General features: G+C 58.1%; 15 protein-coding genes and 1 tRNA gene. 3 read left to right on the top strand and 13 right to left on the bottom strand.

Translation table 11 applies throughout. The annotated features are described in order from the left end of the window. Position 1 precedes the first annotated feature (1 nt). Positions 2–616 carry a transposase gene (locus SH410x_RS12755; protein WP_473676872.1) on the bottom strand — a complete coding sequence of 205 codons (615 nt, stop codon included), beginning with the start codon at positions 614–616 and terminating at the stop codon, positions 2–4. A 50-nt stretch (positions 617–666) separates the two neighbouring features. Continuing rightward, on the bottom strand, positions 667–1,254 hold the full coding sequence (locus SH410x_RS12750) for a hypothetical protein (RefSeq protein ID WP_473676871.1): 588 nt from the start codon (positions 1,252–1,254) through the stop codon (positions 667–669). A gap of 152 nt (positions 1,255–1,406) precedes the next feature. Here SH410x_RS12750 and SH410x_RS12745 point away from each other — a divergent pair. Further along, positions 1,407–1,480, top strand: a tRNA-Ile gene (locus tag SH410x_RS12745). 473 nt (positions 1,481–1,953) lie between these two features. Here SH410x_RS12745 and SH410x_RS12740 read toward each other — a convergent pair. From SH410x_RS12740 to SH410x_RS12690, 11 genes are all read right to left on the bottom strand, one after another. Beyond that, positions 1,954–4,107, bottom strand: coding sequence for a CHASE3 domain-containing protein (locus tag SH410x_RS12740; RefSeq protein WP_473676870.1), 2,154 nt, complete (start codon positions 4,105–4,107; stop codon positions 1,954–1,956). Positions 4,108–4,291: 184 nt separating this feature from the next. Then, the gene (locus tag SH410x_RS12735) at positions 4,292–4,519 is read right to left on the bottom strand and encodes a hypothetical protein (protein ID WP_473676869.1); all 228 of its coding nucleotides are present in this window, start codon (positions 4,517–4,519) and stop codon (positions 4,292–4,294) included. 49 nt (positions 4,520–4,568) lie between these two features. After that, positions 4,569–4,691 (bottom strand): hypothetical protein, encoded by a 123-nt coding sequence (locus SH410x_RS12730; RefSeq protein ID WP_473676868.1) that lies wholly within the window; start codon positions 4,689–4,691, stop codon positions 4,569–4,571. Between the two features lie 187 nt (positions 4,692–4,878). Beyond that, complete coding sequence (locus tag SH410x_RS12725; protein WP_473676867.1) at positions 4,879–6,156, bottom strand: hemolysin family protein; 1,278 nt, start codon at positions 6,154–6,156, stop codon at positions 4,879–4,881. Beyond that, positions 6,153–6,629 (bottom strand): rRNA maturation RNase YbeY, encoded by a 477-nt coding sequence (ybeY, locus tag SH410x_RS12720; RefSeq protein ID WP_473676866.1) that lies wholly within the window; start codon positions 6,627–6,629, stop codon positions 6,153–6,155. Before ybeY ends, SH410x_RS12725 begins: the two co-directional genes overlap by 4 nt. A 31-nt stretch (positions 6,630–6,660) precedes the next feature. Further along, positions 6,661–9,087: an HD family phosphohydrolase gene (locus SH410x_RS12715; RefSeq protein ID WP_473676865.1), complete on the bottom strand. Its 2,427-nt coding sequence runs from the start codon at positions 9,085–9,087 to the stop codon at positions 6,661–6,663. A 19-nt stretch (positions 9,088–9,106) separates the two neighbouring features. Next, positions 9,107–10,114 (bottom strand): PhoH family protein, encoded by a 1,008-nt coding sequence (locus tag SH410x_RS12710; RefSeq protein ID WP_473676864.1) that lies wholly within the window; start codon positions 10,112–10,114, stop codon positions 9,107–9,109. Positions 10,115–10,275: 161 nt separating this feature from the next. Beyond that, positions 10,276–11,241 carry a phosphatidate cytidylyltransferase gene (locus SH410x_RS12705; protein ID WP_473676863.1) on the bottom strand — a complete coding sequence of 322 codons (966 nt, stop codon included), beginning with the start codon at positions 11,239–11,241 and terminating at the stop codon, positions 10,276–10,278. Further along, complete coding sequence (gene tpx, locus SH410x_RS12700) at positions 11,241–11,759, bottom strand: thiol peroxidase (RefSeq protein WP_473676862.1); 519 nt, start codon at positions 11,757–11,759, stop codon at positions 11,241–11,243. Before tpx ends, SH410x_RS12705 begins: the two co-directional genes overlap by 1 nt. A 54-nt stretch (positions 11,760–11,813) precedes the next feature. Beyond that, positions 11,814–13,202: a M48 family metalloprotease gene (locus SH410x_RS12695; RefSeq protein WP_473676861.1), complete on the bottom strand. Its 1,389-nt coding sequence runs from the start codon at positions 13,200–13,202 to the stop codon at positions 11,814–11,816. A 105-nt stretch (positions 13,203–13,307) separates the two neighbouring features. Beyond that, positions 13,308–13,598: a transcriptional regulator gene (locus SH410x_RS12690; RefSeq protein WP_473676860.1), complete on the bottom strand. Its 291-nt coding sequence runs from the start codon at positions 13,596–13,598 to the stop codon at positions 13,308–13,310. Positions 13,599–13,710: 112 nt separating this feature from the next. Here SH410x_RS12690 and SH410x_RS12685 point away from each other — a divergent pair, with 112 nt between their 5' ends. After that, entirely contained in the window at positions 13,711–13,845 is a 135-nt protein-coding gene (locus tag SH410x_RS12685; protein ID WP_473676859.1) for a hypothetical protein, read from the top strand. Between the two features lie 101 nt (positions 13,846–13,946). Then, positions 13,947–16,883: a hypothetical protein gene (locus tag SH410x_RS12680; RefSeq protein ID WP_473676858.1), complete on the top strand. Its 2,937-nt coding sequence runs from the start codon at positions 13,947–13,949 to the stop codon at positions 16,881–16,883. The last annotated feature ends 101 nt before the right edge of the window (positions 16,884–16,984 follow it).

The raw sequence follows: 16,984 nt of genomic DNA, 5'->3' as shown, positions 1-16,984 counted from the left end.
CTCACGCAGCTACTGCGTAAGCACACGACAAATTCAACTTCTTCCAATTGAGAGTTTCGACGCATGGCACCGCACGTTTCCAAAAGTGGCCGCGAGCCTCGTCCTCGGCGTTACTGCGGCGGGCAATATTCTCGGCGAGACAGCGCATGTACCAGCTCACGTCCGACAATCGCTGACGCCGCGAGGCAAGAACCTCCGGCTGATTCAGGATCATGTTCAGTTCCGGTCTCGTCGGCACGGCGGGGCTGCCGTCAGGGTTACGACGTTCGGGGAACAGCCGCAGCCAACGCTGGGCGACCTCCTCGTCCGACCACGCCGCGACGACGTCCGGGCGACTTCTTAAAACGAGGTGAAGGTGATTGCTCATGATCGAAAAGGTCAGGCAATCGATCCCGAACACGGAGGCGAGGAATTCCATTCGGTCGCGGATCCAGCCCCTGCGGTGCTCGAAGGACTCTCCTGTAACGGGATCGGTCCCACAGAGCCACGCCTTGCGGACGCACCTCTCGATACAGTGGAGGATCTGAATCTCATTCGGATCGATCACTTCCCCACGAGCTTGCCTGGGCATCTTCATCACCTCCGTCAGCGTCACGGTTTTGAGCAGCGAAACCATCGGTAATGGTATGCAAGCCGCGATCGAAGGCAACCATTCATTGCCTGTCCCTATTCTCTCTGCCTGTGGGTGTGCTTCGTCACCACGCTTTTCGGAACGGCTTTCAATCCGATCCTATACCGGATCTCTCGTTCCGTCGCTTCGGTGTCGTTGGCCCATTTGAACAACACGCGAACCAGCCGAAGATGATTGTTCACGGTTGTCGGCCCCCATGTCTCGGGAAGCGAGCCACGGTATCGCTCGAAGTCTGCCGGTCTGAGTGAGTCCAGTTTCCGGCCTTTGCCGAAGTAGGCCGCAACCAGCTTGCACGCAGCGTGATAGTCGTTGACCGTGCCTTTGGCTAACTCGCCGCGATCATGCTGGGCCTGCTTGGCGTCCATGAAGGTGTTGCAGAGCCATCCAACGGTTTCGCCAGCGATGGACTCGTCAGGGTTTCGCCCTTCGAGTAGAGCCAGCTTTTCCCGCTCCCACTTAGCTTCAGCGGCGATGGGATCGGCCCACACTCCGAAGTAGTGCAGCTTCCCGTGAATCTTCTTGCCCCACTGCCCACTGGCATGAGCGAAAAGAGGGTAATCCTTGCGGGGCTTACCTGGCTTGGTAGCTTTTTTCTTGCCACCTGATACACTTTTAACCGTCATCGTTGCTCCCTTAAAGCAAAGGTGATTTGCCCGCAGTGTGACCGCACTGTCGGGCTTTGTTTTTGTCGCGGAGGTGTACCGCTCCCGTGATGATACCGGTTTTCTGGCCCGAGGTGTACCGCTAGGTGTACCGAACGGCCTAAAAACCTCCAGGGGCTGTAGCTCAGTTGGTTAGAGCTGGGAACTCATAATTCCTAGGTCGCGGGTTCAAGTCCTGCCAGCCCTACTTTCGCTCATCCGATGCAACCGCAATCGCCTGGCACCAACGCGGGAAGTCACTTGGGGCAACCCTGAAAAACAGGATCATCCGACGGAAGCGTGCGCCGGAGGTCTGGGAGGCATGTCTCAAGTATCCAATGATTTATTTGTGGGATTGAATGGGCAGCGTTAGGCTGGGTTTGCTGGGAAATTAGGCTGGGCCTGCCGGGAAAACGGAGCGAAGCTCTGCAGAGGTGCGGGCTTGGCACGGGATATCCCGGTCGATGGGTACGCCAATGGTGTTTCCAGTTTCTGCCGAACATTGGTTCGGCAGGAACGCTTCTTTGAAAACGGATTGGATACTGGAGCGATGCCTTAAAATCGCCTTCCACTGGACTCCACCGCACCCTTGCGTCGGATGAGCCGAAAAAAAGCGGATCGACAGCGTTTCGCCCGGCCATCTCTGTTTCGTTCAAAATGTGTCGTTGAACATGCGTGGGTTCAACAGCGATTCCGGAAGAATGCCTGCAGGACTTTGAAGTCCACGGGTTTGACCATGTGCTCGTCGAAACCAGCGGCGAGTGCTTTCTGTCGGTCACTGGCTTGGCCGTAGCCGGTCATTGCGACCAATTTGATGTCGTTATTGGGACGATCGCTCCGCAGTCGCTTCGCCAATTCGTAGCCCGTCATGCCTGGCATGGAGATATCCGAGAAAACGACTTCAGCGGGAAACGTTTCGAGCATCTCCAGGGCGGCCATGCCACTGTCGACGACCCGAACATCGTGTCCTAATTTGGTTAGCAGCCGTGCCAAAATAACTGATAACGCCCGCATATCATCGACGACGAGCACTCTCATGGGCTCGATGTTGGGCACCGATCGTGCGTCGACCGGCTCTTGCCGTTGCGGGGTGACGGCCGCTGGCAACCGGATCGTAAACTCACTGCCTTGGCCGACCCCTTCACTGGCCGCAGCGACTGTTCCACCGTGAAGTTCGACGAGTGTTCGGACGAGTGTTAGACCGATCCCCAATCCAGCCACCCCACGTTCGACCGAGTCTTCAATTTGAGCGAACATCTCAAAAATATCGTCGAGCCTTTCGGGTGAGATTCCGCTGCCGTTGTCCTTGACGAGCAAGACAACGAATTCGTCCACCCGTTCGGCCGAGACGTCAATCTTGCAGTCCACATCACTGTACTTCGACGCATTATTGATCAGATTGCAAACGACTTGAGTGATCCGAGCAGGATCCACATCAACACATAACCCGGTTCGGGAAACGTGAACCGATAGTTGTTGATTGTTATTTTCGACGTGTGTTTGGGAGTTCTCGACGGCGGCGTCGATGATCGTGGAGATCTCGACGACTTGTTTTTTGAGCTCGATTTTGCCGCGTCCGATGCGTGACACATCCATCAAATCATCGAGCAAACGAACAATTTGCTCGACCTGCAGCTCCATTGTCGCTCGCAATTCCTGTATCTCAGGGCTGACGTCCATCATCGACATCAACTGGACAGCGCTCTTGATGGGCGAGAGTGGATTGCGCAGTTCATGAGCGAGTGTGGCGAGAAACTCGTTTTTGCGACGAGACTCCTCGGATAGTTCGGCAGCCAGGCGGCTCAGTTCATCGCTGTTTTGCTTCTGCTCGGTCATGTCACGCATGACTTTACTGAATCCGACGACTGCACCGGAGCGGTCCCGGATGGAGGTCGTGATTCCGGACGCCCAGAACTGGGTGTGATCCTTGCGTTTCATCCAGCGATCATCGCTGGCGGCGCCATTCTTGGCCGCCTTCTCAAACTCGGTATCGACGACTCCCGCCGCATGGGCTTCCGGCGTAAAGATCAGAGGCCGGACATCCTGCTGTAGAAATTCATGTTCGTCGAATCCGAGAACCTGCTTGACGCCATCGTTCCAGGTTGTGGCGCGACACTGGGTGTCCATCATGAAGATGGCATAATCCGAAATCTGCTCCAAGAACAGACGAATTTGCTCGTCGAGTTCGCGGTTCTCTTCTTTCAGTTTCCGCTGCCGATAGACCGCCCAGATGACGCCGCCAACGAGTGCCAGACCAGAGAGTGTCAGCAGCAATCCGGTGAGCCATGCGGTTTGGTAGGTGCGTTTCGTCTCGGCCAGCTGGACGGCGTTTCTCACTCGCGCGTTGCCTCGCATCACTTCGGTGTCGAGGCGTATTTGATCCATCAGATCTCTTCCGAAATCGGTTTTAACGATTTCGCTCGCGTCGCTTTGATTGCCGTCCCGACTCAGTTGGATCGTGAATGCGAGTTCATTGCGTTTGGCTTGAATCGATTGTTTGAGTAGTTTTAGGACCTCGTCTTGTGACCGATTATTGGACGTTCGCTGTGTCAGCTCCACGAGCAGATCATCCAGACTCGCTTCGGCGGCCCGGTAGGGTTCAAGGTAACTTTCGTCACCCGTCACCAGGAAACCGCGTTGGCCCGTTTCGGCTTCGCGAAGGGCGATTGAGAGCGAGTCGAGGGACTCCAAAACGGCGTAGGAGCTGCCCACCTTATCAACGTCCTCCCACATGCGTGTGAGGCTGTGAAGCGTTACGAAGCCGCTAATGACCAACAACGCGATAATTCCAGCGGCACAGATCGGTTCGAAAAGTCGATTCAGCTTGCGGATCATGGATCGGAGCAAATGCAAAGCGTCCTGAATGGGCGGCAACGAACGGTCTGGCAATATAAGTGAGCACTCCTTCGAACGGAAGATTGCTAGATCTCAACTGCCGTGGGCAGGCCACGGTCGCCGGTGAGCGGCTGATCCCGACATGGCCTACCAACACGCTCGTCGCAGCAATTCCAGCCAGGGATCAGGCGGATTTCGCGTGAGACGGCATGAAAAAGCGTCCCAGCGGACTGTAGAGCATGCAGGGCAAGAGGATTAAGTCAGCGATTAAGGCGATCGATAACAACGAGAACATTAACCAGGCAAACCGTTGGATCGGGACGAAGGGGCTGAATGCGAATACCAGCATTCCCAAACCACAGACATCACACTTGCTGCGGGGTACCGTCGATTCGAGTTCGGCTCGGGCCATGGTGCTCTTGATTTCTGACAACGATGCTGATCAAGCGACTGGGTCTAGGTCAGCGGTCGGCCTGTGCCGTGACGAGCTCGACACGCAGGGAACGGCTGCCAACGAAAATTTGGCTGTGGTTCAACAGGGTGGTATTGTAATCCACCGAAACGCTCGCGAACCATTCTTTCACGACGCACCTCCATGAGAAAATAGCGATCCGCACAAAACTCCTCTCAATCGATTGGCGACTGCCCCCCTCGCGGCGTGCTCATTTCATCAGCCGAGTCGCGTGAGCGGCCCGGTGGCTCGCGTTCCCTGATGCCATACTGCATTGGGTTCAGGGTTGCCGGTCGAGCTTCGACTCCGTCAACCGCCGGCTAGGAGAGGCCTCCACGGCGCAGTTGCATGGATTCAATCTTGCGATTACTCGCTCGCAAAATTTCGATTTCCATATCCGCGAGCAACAGCTTGCTGCCCGCGTCGGGGATCGCACCGGTATTGTAAAGCACCCAGCCAGCGATGGTTTCGTAGTCCTCGCTCTCGGGGATATCCCAGTGAATCAGTTCATTCAGATCGTCGATCATCACCCGACCATCGACTTCGATGGTATCGTCGTCGATGATGCGAATTTCGTACTCCTCTTCCTCATCGGATTCATCTACAATCTCGCCGACGATCTCCTCCAGGGCATCTTCGATGGTAACGACACCGGCTGTTTGGCCGAACTCGTCGACGACAATTGCCATGTGGGAACGATTGTGTAGGAACTCTCGCAATAGCGATTCAACGCTGCGATCCTTGGGCACCGACCACGGCTTGCGGCATAGTTCTTGGATAGGCTGTTCGGGCATCGACTCCGAGACGAGGAACGGCAGGAGGTCTTTCACAAACAGAATCCCAACGACATTGTCGATGGTGTCTTGATAGACCGGGTACCGTGTCCGAGCGCTGGCGATGATTTTTGCGAACGCGTTCGGCCAAGAGCATGTGGCATCAATCGCTTCGACATCACCACGAGGTGTCATGATGTGGCCGACGGTATCCTCGTGCAGCTCCATCACGCCTTGGATCATTTCACGCACACCTGGACCAAAATAACCTTCGCGCGTGCCCGCGGCCACGATTGTCCTGATCTCATCTTCGAGTTGCTCCTCGTCCTCATCATCTGTTTCGATCTTCCCGGCGAGCCTGCGCGTCATGATCTCGAGCACCTCGCCGGGCGCCTGCAAGGGGCGCATCGCAATCGACAACGTCAACCAGAATGGCCAGGTGTAATACAGCAGCGGTGCCGAGGTGAACCGGGTCACTGCGGCCGGTAACCACAGATGCGTTAACATCATCAATAAACCGGCGACGATCCCCCACACACCGAGTGTCCGACCACCCTCGCCGAAATAGTCGACCACTGCGATGGTGCCAAACATCAAGAACAACACCGTTCCGATCATACGCAAGTAGTCGCTGCCGCTAACCGCGGAATCTTGGTGATCAAGCACCGAGCCGAACCGGTCCCGGTTCTTTTTGACACGACAATAGACTTCGAACGATCGCCCAGCGAAACCGTCGATCAGCTCAACGCCCAGGCCACCGATGCTCCCTAGAAGGAAGCCAAAAATCGTCCAAGCCACTGCGACCCAGAGAGGAAGATGAGTCATGCGGACAAGAAATCAGAGCGAGGGAAAAGAAGAGACATTGCTTGGCGTTCAGCCTCCCGCATGGCGGCGCGGTCAGCATCATCGACATCGTCGTATCCGACTAAGTGCAGTGTTCCATGGATCACGTACAGCAAGAGTTCTTCAGCGATTGACCAACCCGCATCGGACGCCTGAGCGGCTGCCGTGTCAATACTGACGACCAATTCCCCCTCGACCATCGGGACCGCCAATTCATAGGGAAAACTGATCACGTCCGTCGGATAGTCGTGTTGGAGAAACTCACAATTGATCTGATGAATGACGTCATCATTGGTCACGCGCACGCCCACGCGGCAATCGCGACATCCGCCTATCGAGGCCGCTGCCCGGACCGCCGATTCAATCAGATTGCGATCGAGCGGATGATCGTCGGAGGAACATTCTCGCACGCGGTTGCGGACGTTCAGGTCAATCGATATTTCAATGGCACTCATGCCGCGGGCTCTTCCGACAACGTCATGGAATTCATGCTGATTGTTGGCCGGGATACTTGACGCGAGCGTGATAGATCGCTGTCAATGACTTGACCAAGCTCTGCCGCACCCGATGCAGTTGCGAGAACGTCAAGCCGCACTCGTCGAATTGTCCGTCGGCGACTTTCTTCTGAGCAATAGCGTCGACGAGGTTGGAAATTCGAGCCGGCGTGGGATCAACGAGGGTGCGAGAAGCGCTCTCGACCGTATCAGCGAGCATCAGCACGGCGGCTTCGAGCGTCTGCGGTTTGGGCCCCGGGTATCGGAAGTCTTTGTCACTAACCGATTCACGGTTGGGATCCTCTTCACTGCGCCGGGCGGCTTCGCGATAAAAGTACTCGACGAGGGTCGTTCCGTGGTGCTGCAGGATGAAGTCAATGATCGGTTCAGGGAGGTGGTGATTGCGGGCAAGATCGGCACCGTCTTTGACGTGTGCGATGATGACGAGCGTACTCATTGCAGGTTGCAATGAGTCATGCTGATTGATCCCCGCGCTCTGGTTCTCGATAAAATACTCCGGCTTGAACATCTTGCCAATGTCGTGGAAGTAGGCGCCCACACGCACGAGCAGTCCGTTGGCACCGATCGCGTCCGCAGCCGACTCGGCAATCGATGCGACGTTAATGGAGTGGTTGTACGTGCCCGGAGCGCGCTGAGCGAGCCGCCGTAGGAGCGGGTGGCTGGCGTCACTGAGTTCCAGTAGCGATAGATCCGTTTGCACCCCAAAAGCCTTTTCAACCAAGGGCAGCAGTCCCGTCATCGCCAGAGCCGAGACAACAATACACAAACCCGCCCAGCCCGCTTCGCTCACCAGCCCCGTCAAAACGAGTTGCAAAGGTCCGCCCAGCAACAGCGGCTCGAGCGCATCGCCGGGACCGCCCGAGGAGAGAGTTTGCCCGGCGACGATGCCAACCCCGATCGTCGTCAGCATCGTGATGACGGCTGAGATAATCGCAACGGTGATCAAGTGCGTGCGACTGTGGATGCGGCCGGTCAACAACGTGCAGGACGTACAAGCGGCCATCATCACCACGAAATTCGAAAGATCCGCCCCCAGCAACAAAGTCACGCTCAGGCTAGCGGCTGACATCAACAACAAAGCAAAATCGCGTCCGTAGACAACCGCGGCGGTGATCGATGCAAGTACCAGGGGGATCAGTTCGGCACGCCAATCGTCACGCGATGCGTAGTAACTCAGCACGATCGTGACAACGGCCAAAACGAGTAGTCGTGAAAGCCGTCGGAGATCTGTCAGGATGGTCCGATCGTCCACAAACCAAATGTACGAGCCACACAGCAGATAAAGAGCAATGATCATTCCTGCATACGCTAAAACACGTGCAATTTGATCAAACAGTGGCATGTTTTCGACGAGCGTGGACCATTCGCTACGCAGGTGGGCCAGTTCCCGACCCGACAGCGGTTTGCCCGCATCAGCCAGTTTCGACTGGCCTGAATAGAACGTCATCTGCACCGTCTCGACAGCATCGGCTGCCTTTTCTCTGGCCACCTGGCTGAGCTCGTCATCGTAGGACAGCGTCTCATAATCGGGCAGCTTGTCTCGCAACCAATTGCCAATCATCCCAGCAGCGAGTTGCCCGTCGTCGGCTTGGCCCGCTTTGCTAGGGAAACGGGTACGGAACTGATCTTTGAGCTGTGTGTTGAGTTCTCGGGCGGATTCAGCGATTCGCACCTTGCTCAGCTCAACTGGCACGGCGCTATCGGTCTTGGTGCCTTCAAAGACACGAATCATCCGCTGCGAGCCCTGCTCAGGCGAATGCTGAGGGGCTTGTAGGACACCGTTCTTGTAAAGGTCTTTCGTCGAAATATCGAGAGCGGCGTCGAGTTCCTTCAATTCCGGGTCTTTGCTGAAGACTCGTTTGAGCAACGCGAATCGTTCCGCAGGTGACTGCGCAGTGGCGGGTTGCGGTTCCGTTGGGGCCGTCGCGGGGGCTGCTGAGCCGGCGGGCAATGCCTCGCTGCCCTCACGGAATTCCTTCAGGGCGGCTTGCTCTTTGTCACCGAGTTGTTCGTACGAGGAGGCACCGAGAATCGAAAACAACTGGTTGCGAAGCGCTTCACGGAGTTGATCGAGCCGATTGGGATCGTTTCGATACAGCGTCAAAACTTCTCGGCGTTTTCGCTCCCGCTGATCATCGGTGGCCACTCGATCAGGGATCTGGAAGGTTACTCGCGTTAACATATCGCGAGCAGGAATGGCACCGAGACGGTATGCGAAGGCGGGCTGCCAGGTGCGGCAGAGCAGCAGCAGCGACGCCGCTGCGGCAATCGCGAGCGCATAGCGAATCGCTAGATTGCTCTTGTCGCTTTTGTTCCACCACGTCGCCCATTTCGGCTTGGGGATACCGAGCGATTCGATACGTTCTTTACCCGCGCGCTGGGTTTTAGCTGTGCTCATGATGGTCGTTCCAATCCGCTCAAGGCTGGTGATCAGCCGCGTCGTCGAAGGTCAGAACCTCGCCCAGTTCCTCGCGTCGCTGCGAAGCCTCGTACGCCTCGACAATCGATTGCACCAGACGGTGGCGAACGATATCTCTGGCCCCTAACCGGATCACTCCGATCCCATTGATTTTATTGAGCCGATACAAAGCATCGCGCAGACCGCTCCGCACACCCCGTGGAAGGTCCAATTGTGTGGTATCACCACTGACGACCATTTTGCTGCGTTCGCCCAGGCGGGTGAGAAACATCTTCATTTGGGCGACAGTCGTGTTCTGCGCTTCATCCAAAATAATAAATGAATCATTGAGCGTGCGGCCGCGCATGTACGCGAGCGGAATGATTTCAATCAGGTCCTGTTCCATCAACCCACGGGCTTGATCGTAATCGACCATTTCGCCCAGTGCGTCCATTAACGGACGCAGATATGGATTCAGCTTGGCTCGCAAATCACCCGGCAAAAAACCTAGGCTCTCCCCAGCTTCGACGGCGGGTCGGACCAGCACAATCTTCCGCACCTGGCCGGCCTTGTACGCTTCGACGGCCGTGGCCACGGCGAGATAGGTTTTCCCACACCCAGCGGGGCCCGTTGCAAACGTGAGGTCATGTGCGCGGATCGTGTCGACGTACTTCGCTTGTCCGGGCGTCCGCGGCACGATCTTGCGACCGGCGTGTTGGATATTGATCGCCTCGCTGCTGGGGCGAGCTGGCGGACCGTTCTCAATTGTCGCACCCTCCTCCGACGCAGCGGTCTCGATGTCTCCGACGGACAACCCGTTCTTCTTGCGAGCAATCACCCGAAGTCGCTCCAGCGATCTCATCGCCGCGGCAACTTTCGCTTCCTCGCCCGCTACGCGTACGCGACCGTCCCGATGCGTGATATCAACTCCAAAAAGTCGACGTAGCTTCCGGACGTGTTGATCCCGTGGACCGAACAACACCAAGACTTCATCGGGGCCCGCCGTCGAGAGTGTGGCTTCGTGCATGACGGGCTTCACAGGGCTAAAAGAAGGAGACAGGAACCGTTGATCGAAACATACTCACAGAGGAAGGGGCAACATCAGCCGAGATTCTAACCACTTGCTGGCCATCTCGTCGAATCATCTGAATGCAATGGAAGCATTTTAACCCAATGCTGGGGTGCACGTCATGCCACTGCCGCGAAACATAGAAAAGCCGGCAAAGACGCGAAAATCAGGCTGTCCGTCACATCCCAAACGCCCCCCATCCCCGGCAATAAACTTCCCGAATCTTTGGCACCACAGGCTCGCTTGACCAGCGACTGTGCCAAGTCCCCCACGATGCCGGAAACCCCCAGAAGTGGGCCAAGCACCAACGCCAGTGCCAGCGGTGGGGTATTGCCTGAGGAGATCGCAGGAAACAAGAACGCCAAACATGCCGCCGCGACCAGCGTCGCTAAGATCAATCCGCCAATGCAACCTTCGACGGTTTTCCCCGGACTGAGGCGAGGGATCAGTTTTCGCCGTCCAATTGCCTTGCCCGTGAAATACGCACCGATATCGGTACTCTTCGTGGTCGCAATCATCGTCAAAACCGCGGCCAATCCCCAGTTGCCTAGCCCGCTAGAAGCATCCGGATCGCCAACGTCGTCGCTGCCGAGAGTTCGAAGCACGAGCAGCAAACTCATCGGTAGTCCCACATACGCTGCGATGAACAGACTCGCACAGAGACGGCGGAGCACGCCCGCCGGATCCGATGCGACACTGTAGTCCTTGATTTCATCGAGGAAGAATAGAACCATCGCGATCACACCCGCCACCGTCGTCCAACCCATCAAACCAATGGGGCAATTCTCGGGATAGGGAGCCACTGTCGCGGGCATCGCGAAAGCGGCAGCGTTCCAGACCAGTACCACCGCGGGAGAGGCACTGACCAATCCGGTCCCCAGCAAAGTGACCCCGCGATGCATCGGAAATCCAGCCCGAAGCAACAGCCCACAGATATCCCAAGCCGTGCCGAGAGCAAAAAACACCAGCAGCGGCAGCAGGTACAACCCGGCTGCACCGGGGCTGGAGTAGGTTGCATCGACGTACAGAAGTACGGCGATGACGCCAATCAAGAGCGTACTGGTGCGGAGGCGATCGATTAACATTAGCCGACGAGGTCAGTCAGTGCCTGCAGAGCCTGGCCATAATCCGGTTCCTGCGTGACTTCCGGTACGATCTGCTTGTAGACGACCTTGCCATCGCTATCGAGGACGATCACGGCGCGGCTGAGCAGCTTTAACTCTTCGATCTCAACGCCGTACGCTTCGCCAAACTCATGGGTTTGGTAGTCGCTCGCCGTACGCATGGTCACGTTCTCAGCACCACAGAAACGTGCCTGGGCGAAAGGCAGATCGCGACTGACCGTGACGGCATTGACTTTGTCGCCGAGTTCACCGAGTTTCTCGTTGAAGGTCTTGGTCTGCGTCGCACAGGTCGGTGTATCGAGGCTCGGCACGATCGATAGAATCGTGGGCTTTCCTTTGAGGTCAGCGAGAGTCAGCACTTGCAAACCTTCGTGGGCATAGTGCAGTTGAAAATCCGGTGCGGCTTGACCGATCAAAAGATCGCTACCGGCCAGGGTCATCGGGTTGCCTTTGAATGTGATCACGCCGCTCTGACTCATCTGGATTCACTCTCGTTGGAAGGTTTCGAAATGATGCCTGAGCGATCCATTCGTTCAGACCGCTAGAGTATGGCTGTCCGAGGCGAAATCGGGAAGCGGGCGGGCTATCCGCCGCAATCGCTCCACCCGCGTCGCGAGACTGGGGTGCAGCCAACTGAATTTACGTGATGCCGGATGGTCTGCCGTGACGCGGGTCAATGCTTCCGCCAACAGTTCGGCCGCCAACGCCTCGGTCATCTCCGCGGCAGGCGTCTGCCCCCCCTCGACGTTGAGTTGCCCGTTTCCAATCGATCCGATACTGGGATCACGGCGGCACGCTTGGACGGCCAGACGACAGGCGACCGTATCGGCATCCAATTCGGACAAATGGCTGACCGTCCCTAACAGCACGACCGTCGTGACCAACCCCAGCACACCTCCGATGCCTATCGCCCACGCGTTGCTGAGCAGGCCCGTGTCGATTAACAGCGAACTCGCCCCGCTCGAAACGCACCATGCCGGTAGGATCGCCGCCATTCGGATCGGTAAATGAAAACGCCGCACATGGGCGATTTCATGCATGACGACCATCAGGCGGTTGCCACGGGGCAGCTCGTCGAGCAAACGGTCCGAGAGTAACAGCAGACGTCCCGGTCGCACGACGCCCGCGACCATTGCGTTGAGCATCCTCCGGCCCGTATCCCATCTCACGATTTGCATTCCAAAGACCGGGTGCGTCGAAATGCCACAGCGATGCAGCCAAGTTTCGATCTCCCGTCGATTCGGCTCGGATAGCGGTTCGGTTTTCGCAATCGCTCGCACCAGCCAGGGTAGCGCGATCACCACGACGGCACCGCCGCCCGCGACCAATCCCCAGGTCAATCCGTTCGCCTGAGAAGCCGGCCCCGTTGACGAGTCCAACCATTTTACTTTGAACAGCTCCGCCACGTCGCCCAGGGCGAGGAATGCCAAGGTCGGCACGATCAACCACGCTGGCCCAGCGCGCATATTCCGTATCAAGACGCTGCTGTAATCAGCGAGCGATCGAGGCCGTATTCTCAAAATCGCGGCATACCAATACTCCGCCGACCACGTCGCCACCAGTAGGATCATCCCCGGGGCGAGCAATCCGACGGCCTGCATCGTCATGCTGTGCTCGAGTACCGGTTGGACGGACAGCCAAGCCGCCAGCGAAAGACCGAAATGACAGAGCAACGTGATGGGAATTGCGAGCCAGCGCACCGCTTCCATCAGCACCCGCAGCTGCTCGGCGCTGTCAGTGATGGACTGAGCGCCCTCAACGGCTCGCCACGCCAGCCAAACGGCCGCGACGTGAGCCACCAGCACCCAGCCGGCCACCAACAGGACACTGGCCAGCACCGCACTCGCCGATGGAACGATCTCCGTGGTAGCGGCACCGCTCATGAGCGAAACGAAGACGAGCAGAAATGTATAAAGTGTCACCGAGTTCTTTCGCTGTGCATTCTAAATCAACAACCGGGGACGACGTTGGGTAGCATCGACCGACCGGCCGTCCACGCTTCTCGGTTCACTCATTGGACAGTTTCATTATCGCCGACGATCGCGTTCAAGCGTGTCCTTGAAGTGATCGCGCTCACGGCGGGTCGCTTCGAGATCAAAAATCAAATACTTCATGTCGAGCCGCAGCTGTGACAGGGCTTCCTGGACCAGATTCAAAATACGTCGTCGCCGCGTGCTGCATTCGACCACGCGGGCGAGTGCCGGCGCAACGGCATCACGGTATTGAGGTGGGAGCGCCTCGATCGCAGCGGCCATTTCCTGTAACTCCAGCGGCGTTTCATCACTGATTTTCCTCTGGGTGGCGGCAATCTTGGTCATGGGTCAGTTCTTTCGGTTGGAAAGTAAACGCCGAATCATCGGCGGTGGTGGTGTTGATCCGGATGAGAGCTTTCCTTTGCAGTGTCAGCGCCGCTTCGCTGCGGCACGTTTCATGTCTGCTGTAAGTCATTTCCATGAAATGTTTTACAGCGATGTTCCTGGATTTGCCTGTGGTTGGGCCTGGTCTCCCGATAACGCTCGATCGCTATGGACGGACACCCCTGAAACTTGGTACCAGATCGACTGACGTCTTATTTTAATTGGAAATTGATTCGGTGCGAAACAATCGCTCGGTCGATCTTGGTGCGAGTGGATTGTTTCGCCCGCGTGGGCCGCGGTCAACGTTCAATGACTCTGTCTAAGCATTTGGCGGACTTTGCCGACATGGCTGTACCGGGTAGGAAAACTGTTCAGTCGCACCCCCGGTGCGGCTGCGATTGGCTGCTTCAATTGTTTGTCGCTGCCATCTCGATTTTTGCTTTTTTGAGCCCGGCGGTGGGACAGTTAACAGATCCGCTCGACGCGTACCCGCCTCGCTGGTCGCTCGACGAAGACGATTGTGACGCGCGGGTGAGTGAGCAGGGCCACGCAAGCGATGCGGGCGCTGACGGCGGACGCTGTGAAACCATCACGCTGGTGACGGGGCACGGGACGAAGGCGGTGCTGGTGTACCCAATCGAACCGCTGCGGCCGATCGATGCGCTCGCGGCAACGATTTCGGTCAAAGGGCTGTCACGGGGAATTCGCATCGGCTTTCGCGTTCGATTCCCCTATCTGCTCGATCCGCATACCAAGCGTCCCGCCTCCCTGCTCGTCTATGGTTCGTCCTATGAACGCATTGGCGAGTTCCAGCACCTCGGCGTGAGCGATATTGAACGCAGCCTAAAGCTCAAGCGAGTCTCGCTGCGCAATGAATTCGGCGTTTCCGCTGATGTCTCATCGCCCTACGTCGATGCGGTTGTGATCAATGCCTACGGCGGCCCCGGGAATCACACGCTCCGGCTCGATGCACTGCGAATTGACGCCATGGTGCCGCTCGTCGACGAGGCGGTTGCATCGTCCCTCGAGGCCGCGTCGCGGCGTGCAGCGGGCGGCGATTCGGTCCTGGAGCCCCGTGGGCACAACGCACGCCGACAGACACTGGAATCGCGGACCGGCCCGAGCCCCAACGCCGGTTCGGCGTTCCCGAGCAATCGCGTGACGCGGATTCTGCAGCACAACGGCGAGCCACTCGCCTGGGTTCACTCCCTCGGCTTTGACGCGGTGTGGTTGTCGAACCCGCCGACGTCATCAATTTTGTCCGAAGCAATCGCTGCACGCATGAAAGTGTACGCGCCCGCTCCCTCGTCGCCTGACGAAAGCCTGGCTCCACTCCTCGAGCCGGTGTCCGCGTGGATCATCGGTGGCCACGAGGCATTGGACTCGGACCATGTCGACATGCACGCCGAAACTGCAGCACGGCTCCGCGACCTCCCTGCCCGCTGGCAGCGGCCGTTGATCGGGAGCCCTGTCGAATCGTTTCGCCAATACGCCGCGATGCTCGACAGCGTGGTACTCGACTCACCGCCTCGTGTTCGTGACGTCTCCAGCGTTGCGGCGAAAGCACTTCGGCAGGACCAGATCACTCGCTGCTCGGGAAAGCCAATGGCCATTGGCGTTTCGGGGGTAGCGAACCATGCCGCTTCGCTCCAGGACTACGCGATTGCCGCAAAAATTGGCACGCCTGAACCAGATTCCTTTCAATGGCATGGAATGTGGAGACAGGTCGCCGACGCGTTGGGCGACCGCCCCGATGCGATACTGATTCGATCACCCGATTCGCTCGCGTCAGGCACCCCGCTGCAGCAGAGCCGCGCGATGTCATTTTCGTTCGTCAATCGGTTTGTCGCAGCCCTCGAACCCTGGATCAGCGCCGCAGAGGCATCCCGCACGAGCGAGTTGATTCATGACGCCAAATCAGGCTTGCCGATCTACATCGCCCATCGCCTGAACGCGGGCCCAACCACTCTGCTGATCATGACTTCCGCCATGGGACGCGGGGACGCGGCGATGGCCGGTGACGGAAAAACGATCGAAATTCGCCTTCCGCCCGCCGATGAAGGCAAGCTGATTTGGCGATTGACCGATTTCTCCGCCGAGCGACTGACGCCTGACACGAGCACCTCGGGGACGACGTTGAGCATTGTCTCGCCGGACATTGTCGAGGTGGTTGCGATCAGCGACGAAATTGCTGAAGCGGGTCGGATTGCCGGCTCGGCAAAACGCTTTGCGCGTCAAGCAGCCCTCGACCGCTGGCAGTTAGCGACCGAAGCGGTTCGTCGAAGTGAACTCAACTGGCGCGGCGCCGCGGCGGCACGCGTGGTCTCAGGCTCCGTGCCGGTCGACCTATTGCAAGTCGCTACGACGTCACTCGAAAACGCCGAGCGATTGGTCCGCAGCGGCCAGCCCGAATCATCCCTTCGCATGTCGCGTCGCGCCGACGCGTGGGGCGCCAAGAGTAACTGGATGCTCCACAGCAGCCTGCTCACGGGGGTCCATCTAGGAGATTCGCCTGCTGATAGCGAGCTCGGCGATTCGCAGACTGCGCCTGGGCGACATGTCAGCAGCCCACCGTTGATCGCTGGTGACATCGAAACTCAAATCGCCTGGTCGCCCTTGCTGAAGACACCTGTGAACGACCTGGCCTCGGTCGCTCCGTCCTTCGTTAACCACACGGGCACTCGGTCTCGGTGGAGCGTCAACCGACTCGCTGGCGGCGATTTCGAGCGTGGGACCGCCGTTTCGGGCGATGACGTCTTAGCCCGCGAAGGCTGGACACTCGGCCGCCGACACGCCCGCTGGGCCGATGTCGAAGCGACCCAGATCGAGCGAGGAGCCTTCGCGGGCAAGGGCGCACTGCGGATGCGGGTCACACCGCGCAACAGCGATCCGCTGCCCGGAGGCTACGAGGGAACCTGCCTGATGATTCGCAGCCCCGCAGTGCGAATGCAGGAACCGGCCGTTGTGCGGATCGACGTGATGGTCCGCACCCTCGGCTTCCTGGGGCCACACCAAGGCCTACTCGTCTATGACTCAGTGGGCAGCCAAGAACTGGGGGTGCTCGTTAGGGACCAGCAACAATGGACCCAGGTGACTCTATTTCGTCAGGTCGGCTCGAACACGGCCCTGCATGTGATGATGGAAGTCATCGGTGGAGGCGAAGCGGTTATCGACGAAGTCCAAGTCCGCACGTGGGAATCAGTCGCCAACCCGTCAGCAGGCCTGCGCCCAATCGCCCCCGAGTGAGCTGCCTGCCGCCAAAACCAGGCTCTCTGAATGAGCCCGCTGAGGCGCCAGCGGCCTCCTGATTCGATCCAACTCCGACCGGCAACACCGAGCCGAATGCT

The sequence above is a fragment of the Rhodopirellula sp. SH410 genome (assembly GCF_055811895.1).
This window is presented reverse-complemented; position numbering and strand designations above follow the sequence as displayed.

Excerpts from the sequence above, each read along its gene's own strand:
- SH410x_RS12755 (WP_473676872.1), bottom strand. The coding sequence starts at position 616 with ATGGTTTCGCTGCTCAAAACCGTGACGCTGACGGAGGTGATGAAGATG.
- SH410x_RS12750 (WP_473676871.1), bottom strand. The coding sequence starts at position 1,254 with ATGACGGTTAAAAGTGTATCAGGTGGCAAGAAAAAAGCTACCAAGCCA.
- SH410x_RS12740 (WP_473676870.1), bottom strand. The coding sequence starts at position 4,107 with ATGATCCGCAAGCTGAATCGACTTTTCGAACCGATCTGTGCCGCTGGA.
- SH410x_RS12735 (WP_473676869.1), bottom strand. The coding sequence starts at position 4,519 with ATGGCCCGAGCCGAACTCGAATCGACGGTACCCCGCAGCAAGTGTGAT.
- SH410x_RS12725 (WP_473676867.1), bottom strand. The coding sequence starts at position 6,156 with ATGACTCATCTTCCTCTCTGGGTCGCAGTGGCTTGGACGATTTTTGGC.
- ybeY (WP_473676866.1), bottom strand. The coding sequence starts at position 6,629 with ATGAGTGCCATTGAAATATCGATTGACCTGAACGTCCGCAACCGCGTG.
- SH410x_RS12715 (WP_473676865.1), bottom strand. The coding sequence starts at position 9,087 with ATGAGCACAGCTAAAACCCAGCGCGCGGGTAAAGAACGTATCGAATCG.
- SH410x_RS12710 (WP_473676864.1), bottom strand. The coding sequence starts at position 10,114 with ATGCACGAAGCCACACTCTCGACGGCGGGCCCCGATGAAGTCTTGGTG.
- SH410x_RS12705 (WP_473676863.1), bottom strand. The coding sequence starts at position 11,241 with ATGTTAATCGATCGCCTCCGCACCAGTACGCTCTTGATTGGCGTCATC.
- tpx (WP_473676862.1), bottom strand. The coding sequence starts at position 11,759 with ATGAGTCAGAGCGGCGTGATCACATTCAAAGGCAACCCGATGACCCTG.
- SH410x_RS12690 (WP_473676860.1), bottom strand. The coding sequence starts at position 13,598 with ATGACCAAGATTGCCGCCACCCAGAGGAAAATCAGTGATGAAACGCCG.
- SH410x_RS12685 (WP_473676859.1), top strand. The coding sequence starts at position 13,711 with ATGTCTGCTGTAAGTCATTTCCATGAAATGTTTTACAGCGATGTTCCT.
- SH410x_RS12680 (WP_473676858.1), top strand. The coding sequence starts at position 13,947 with ATGACTCTGTCTAAGCATTTGGCGGACTTTGCCGACATGGCTGTACCG.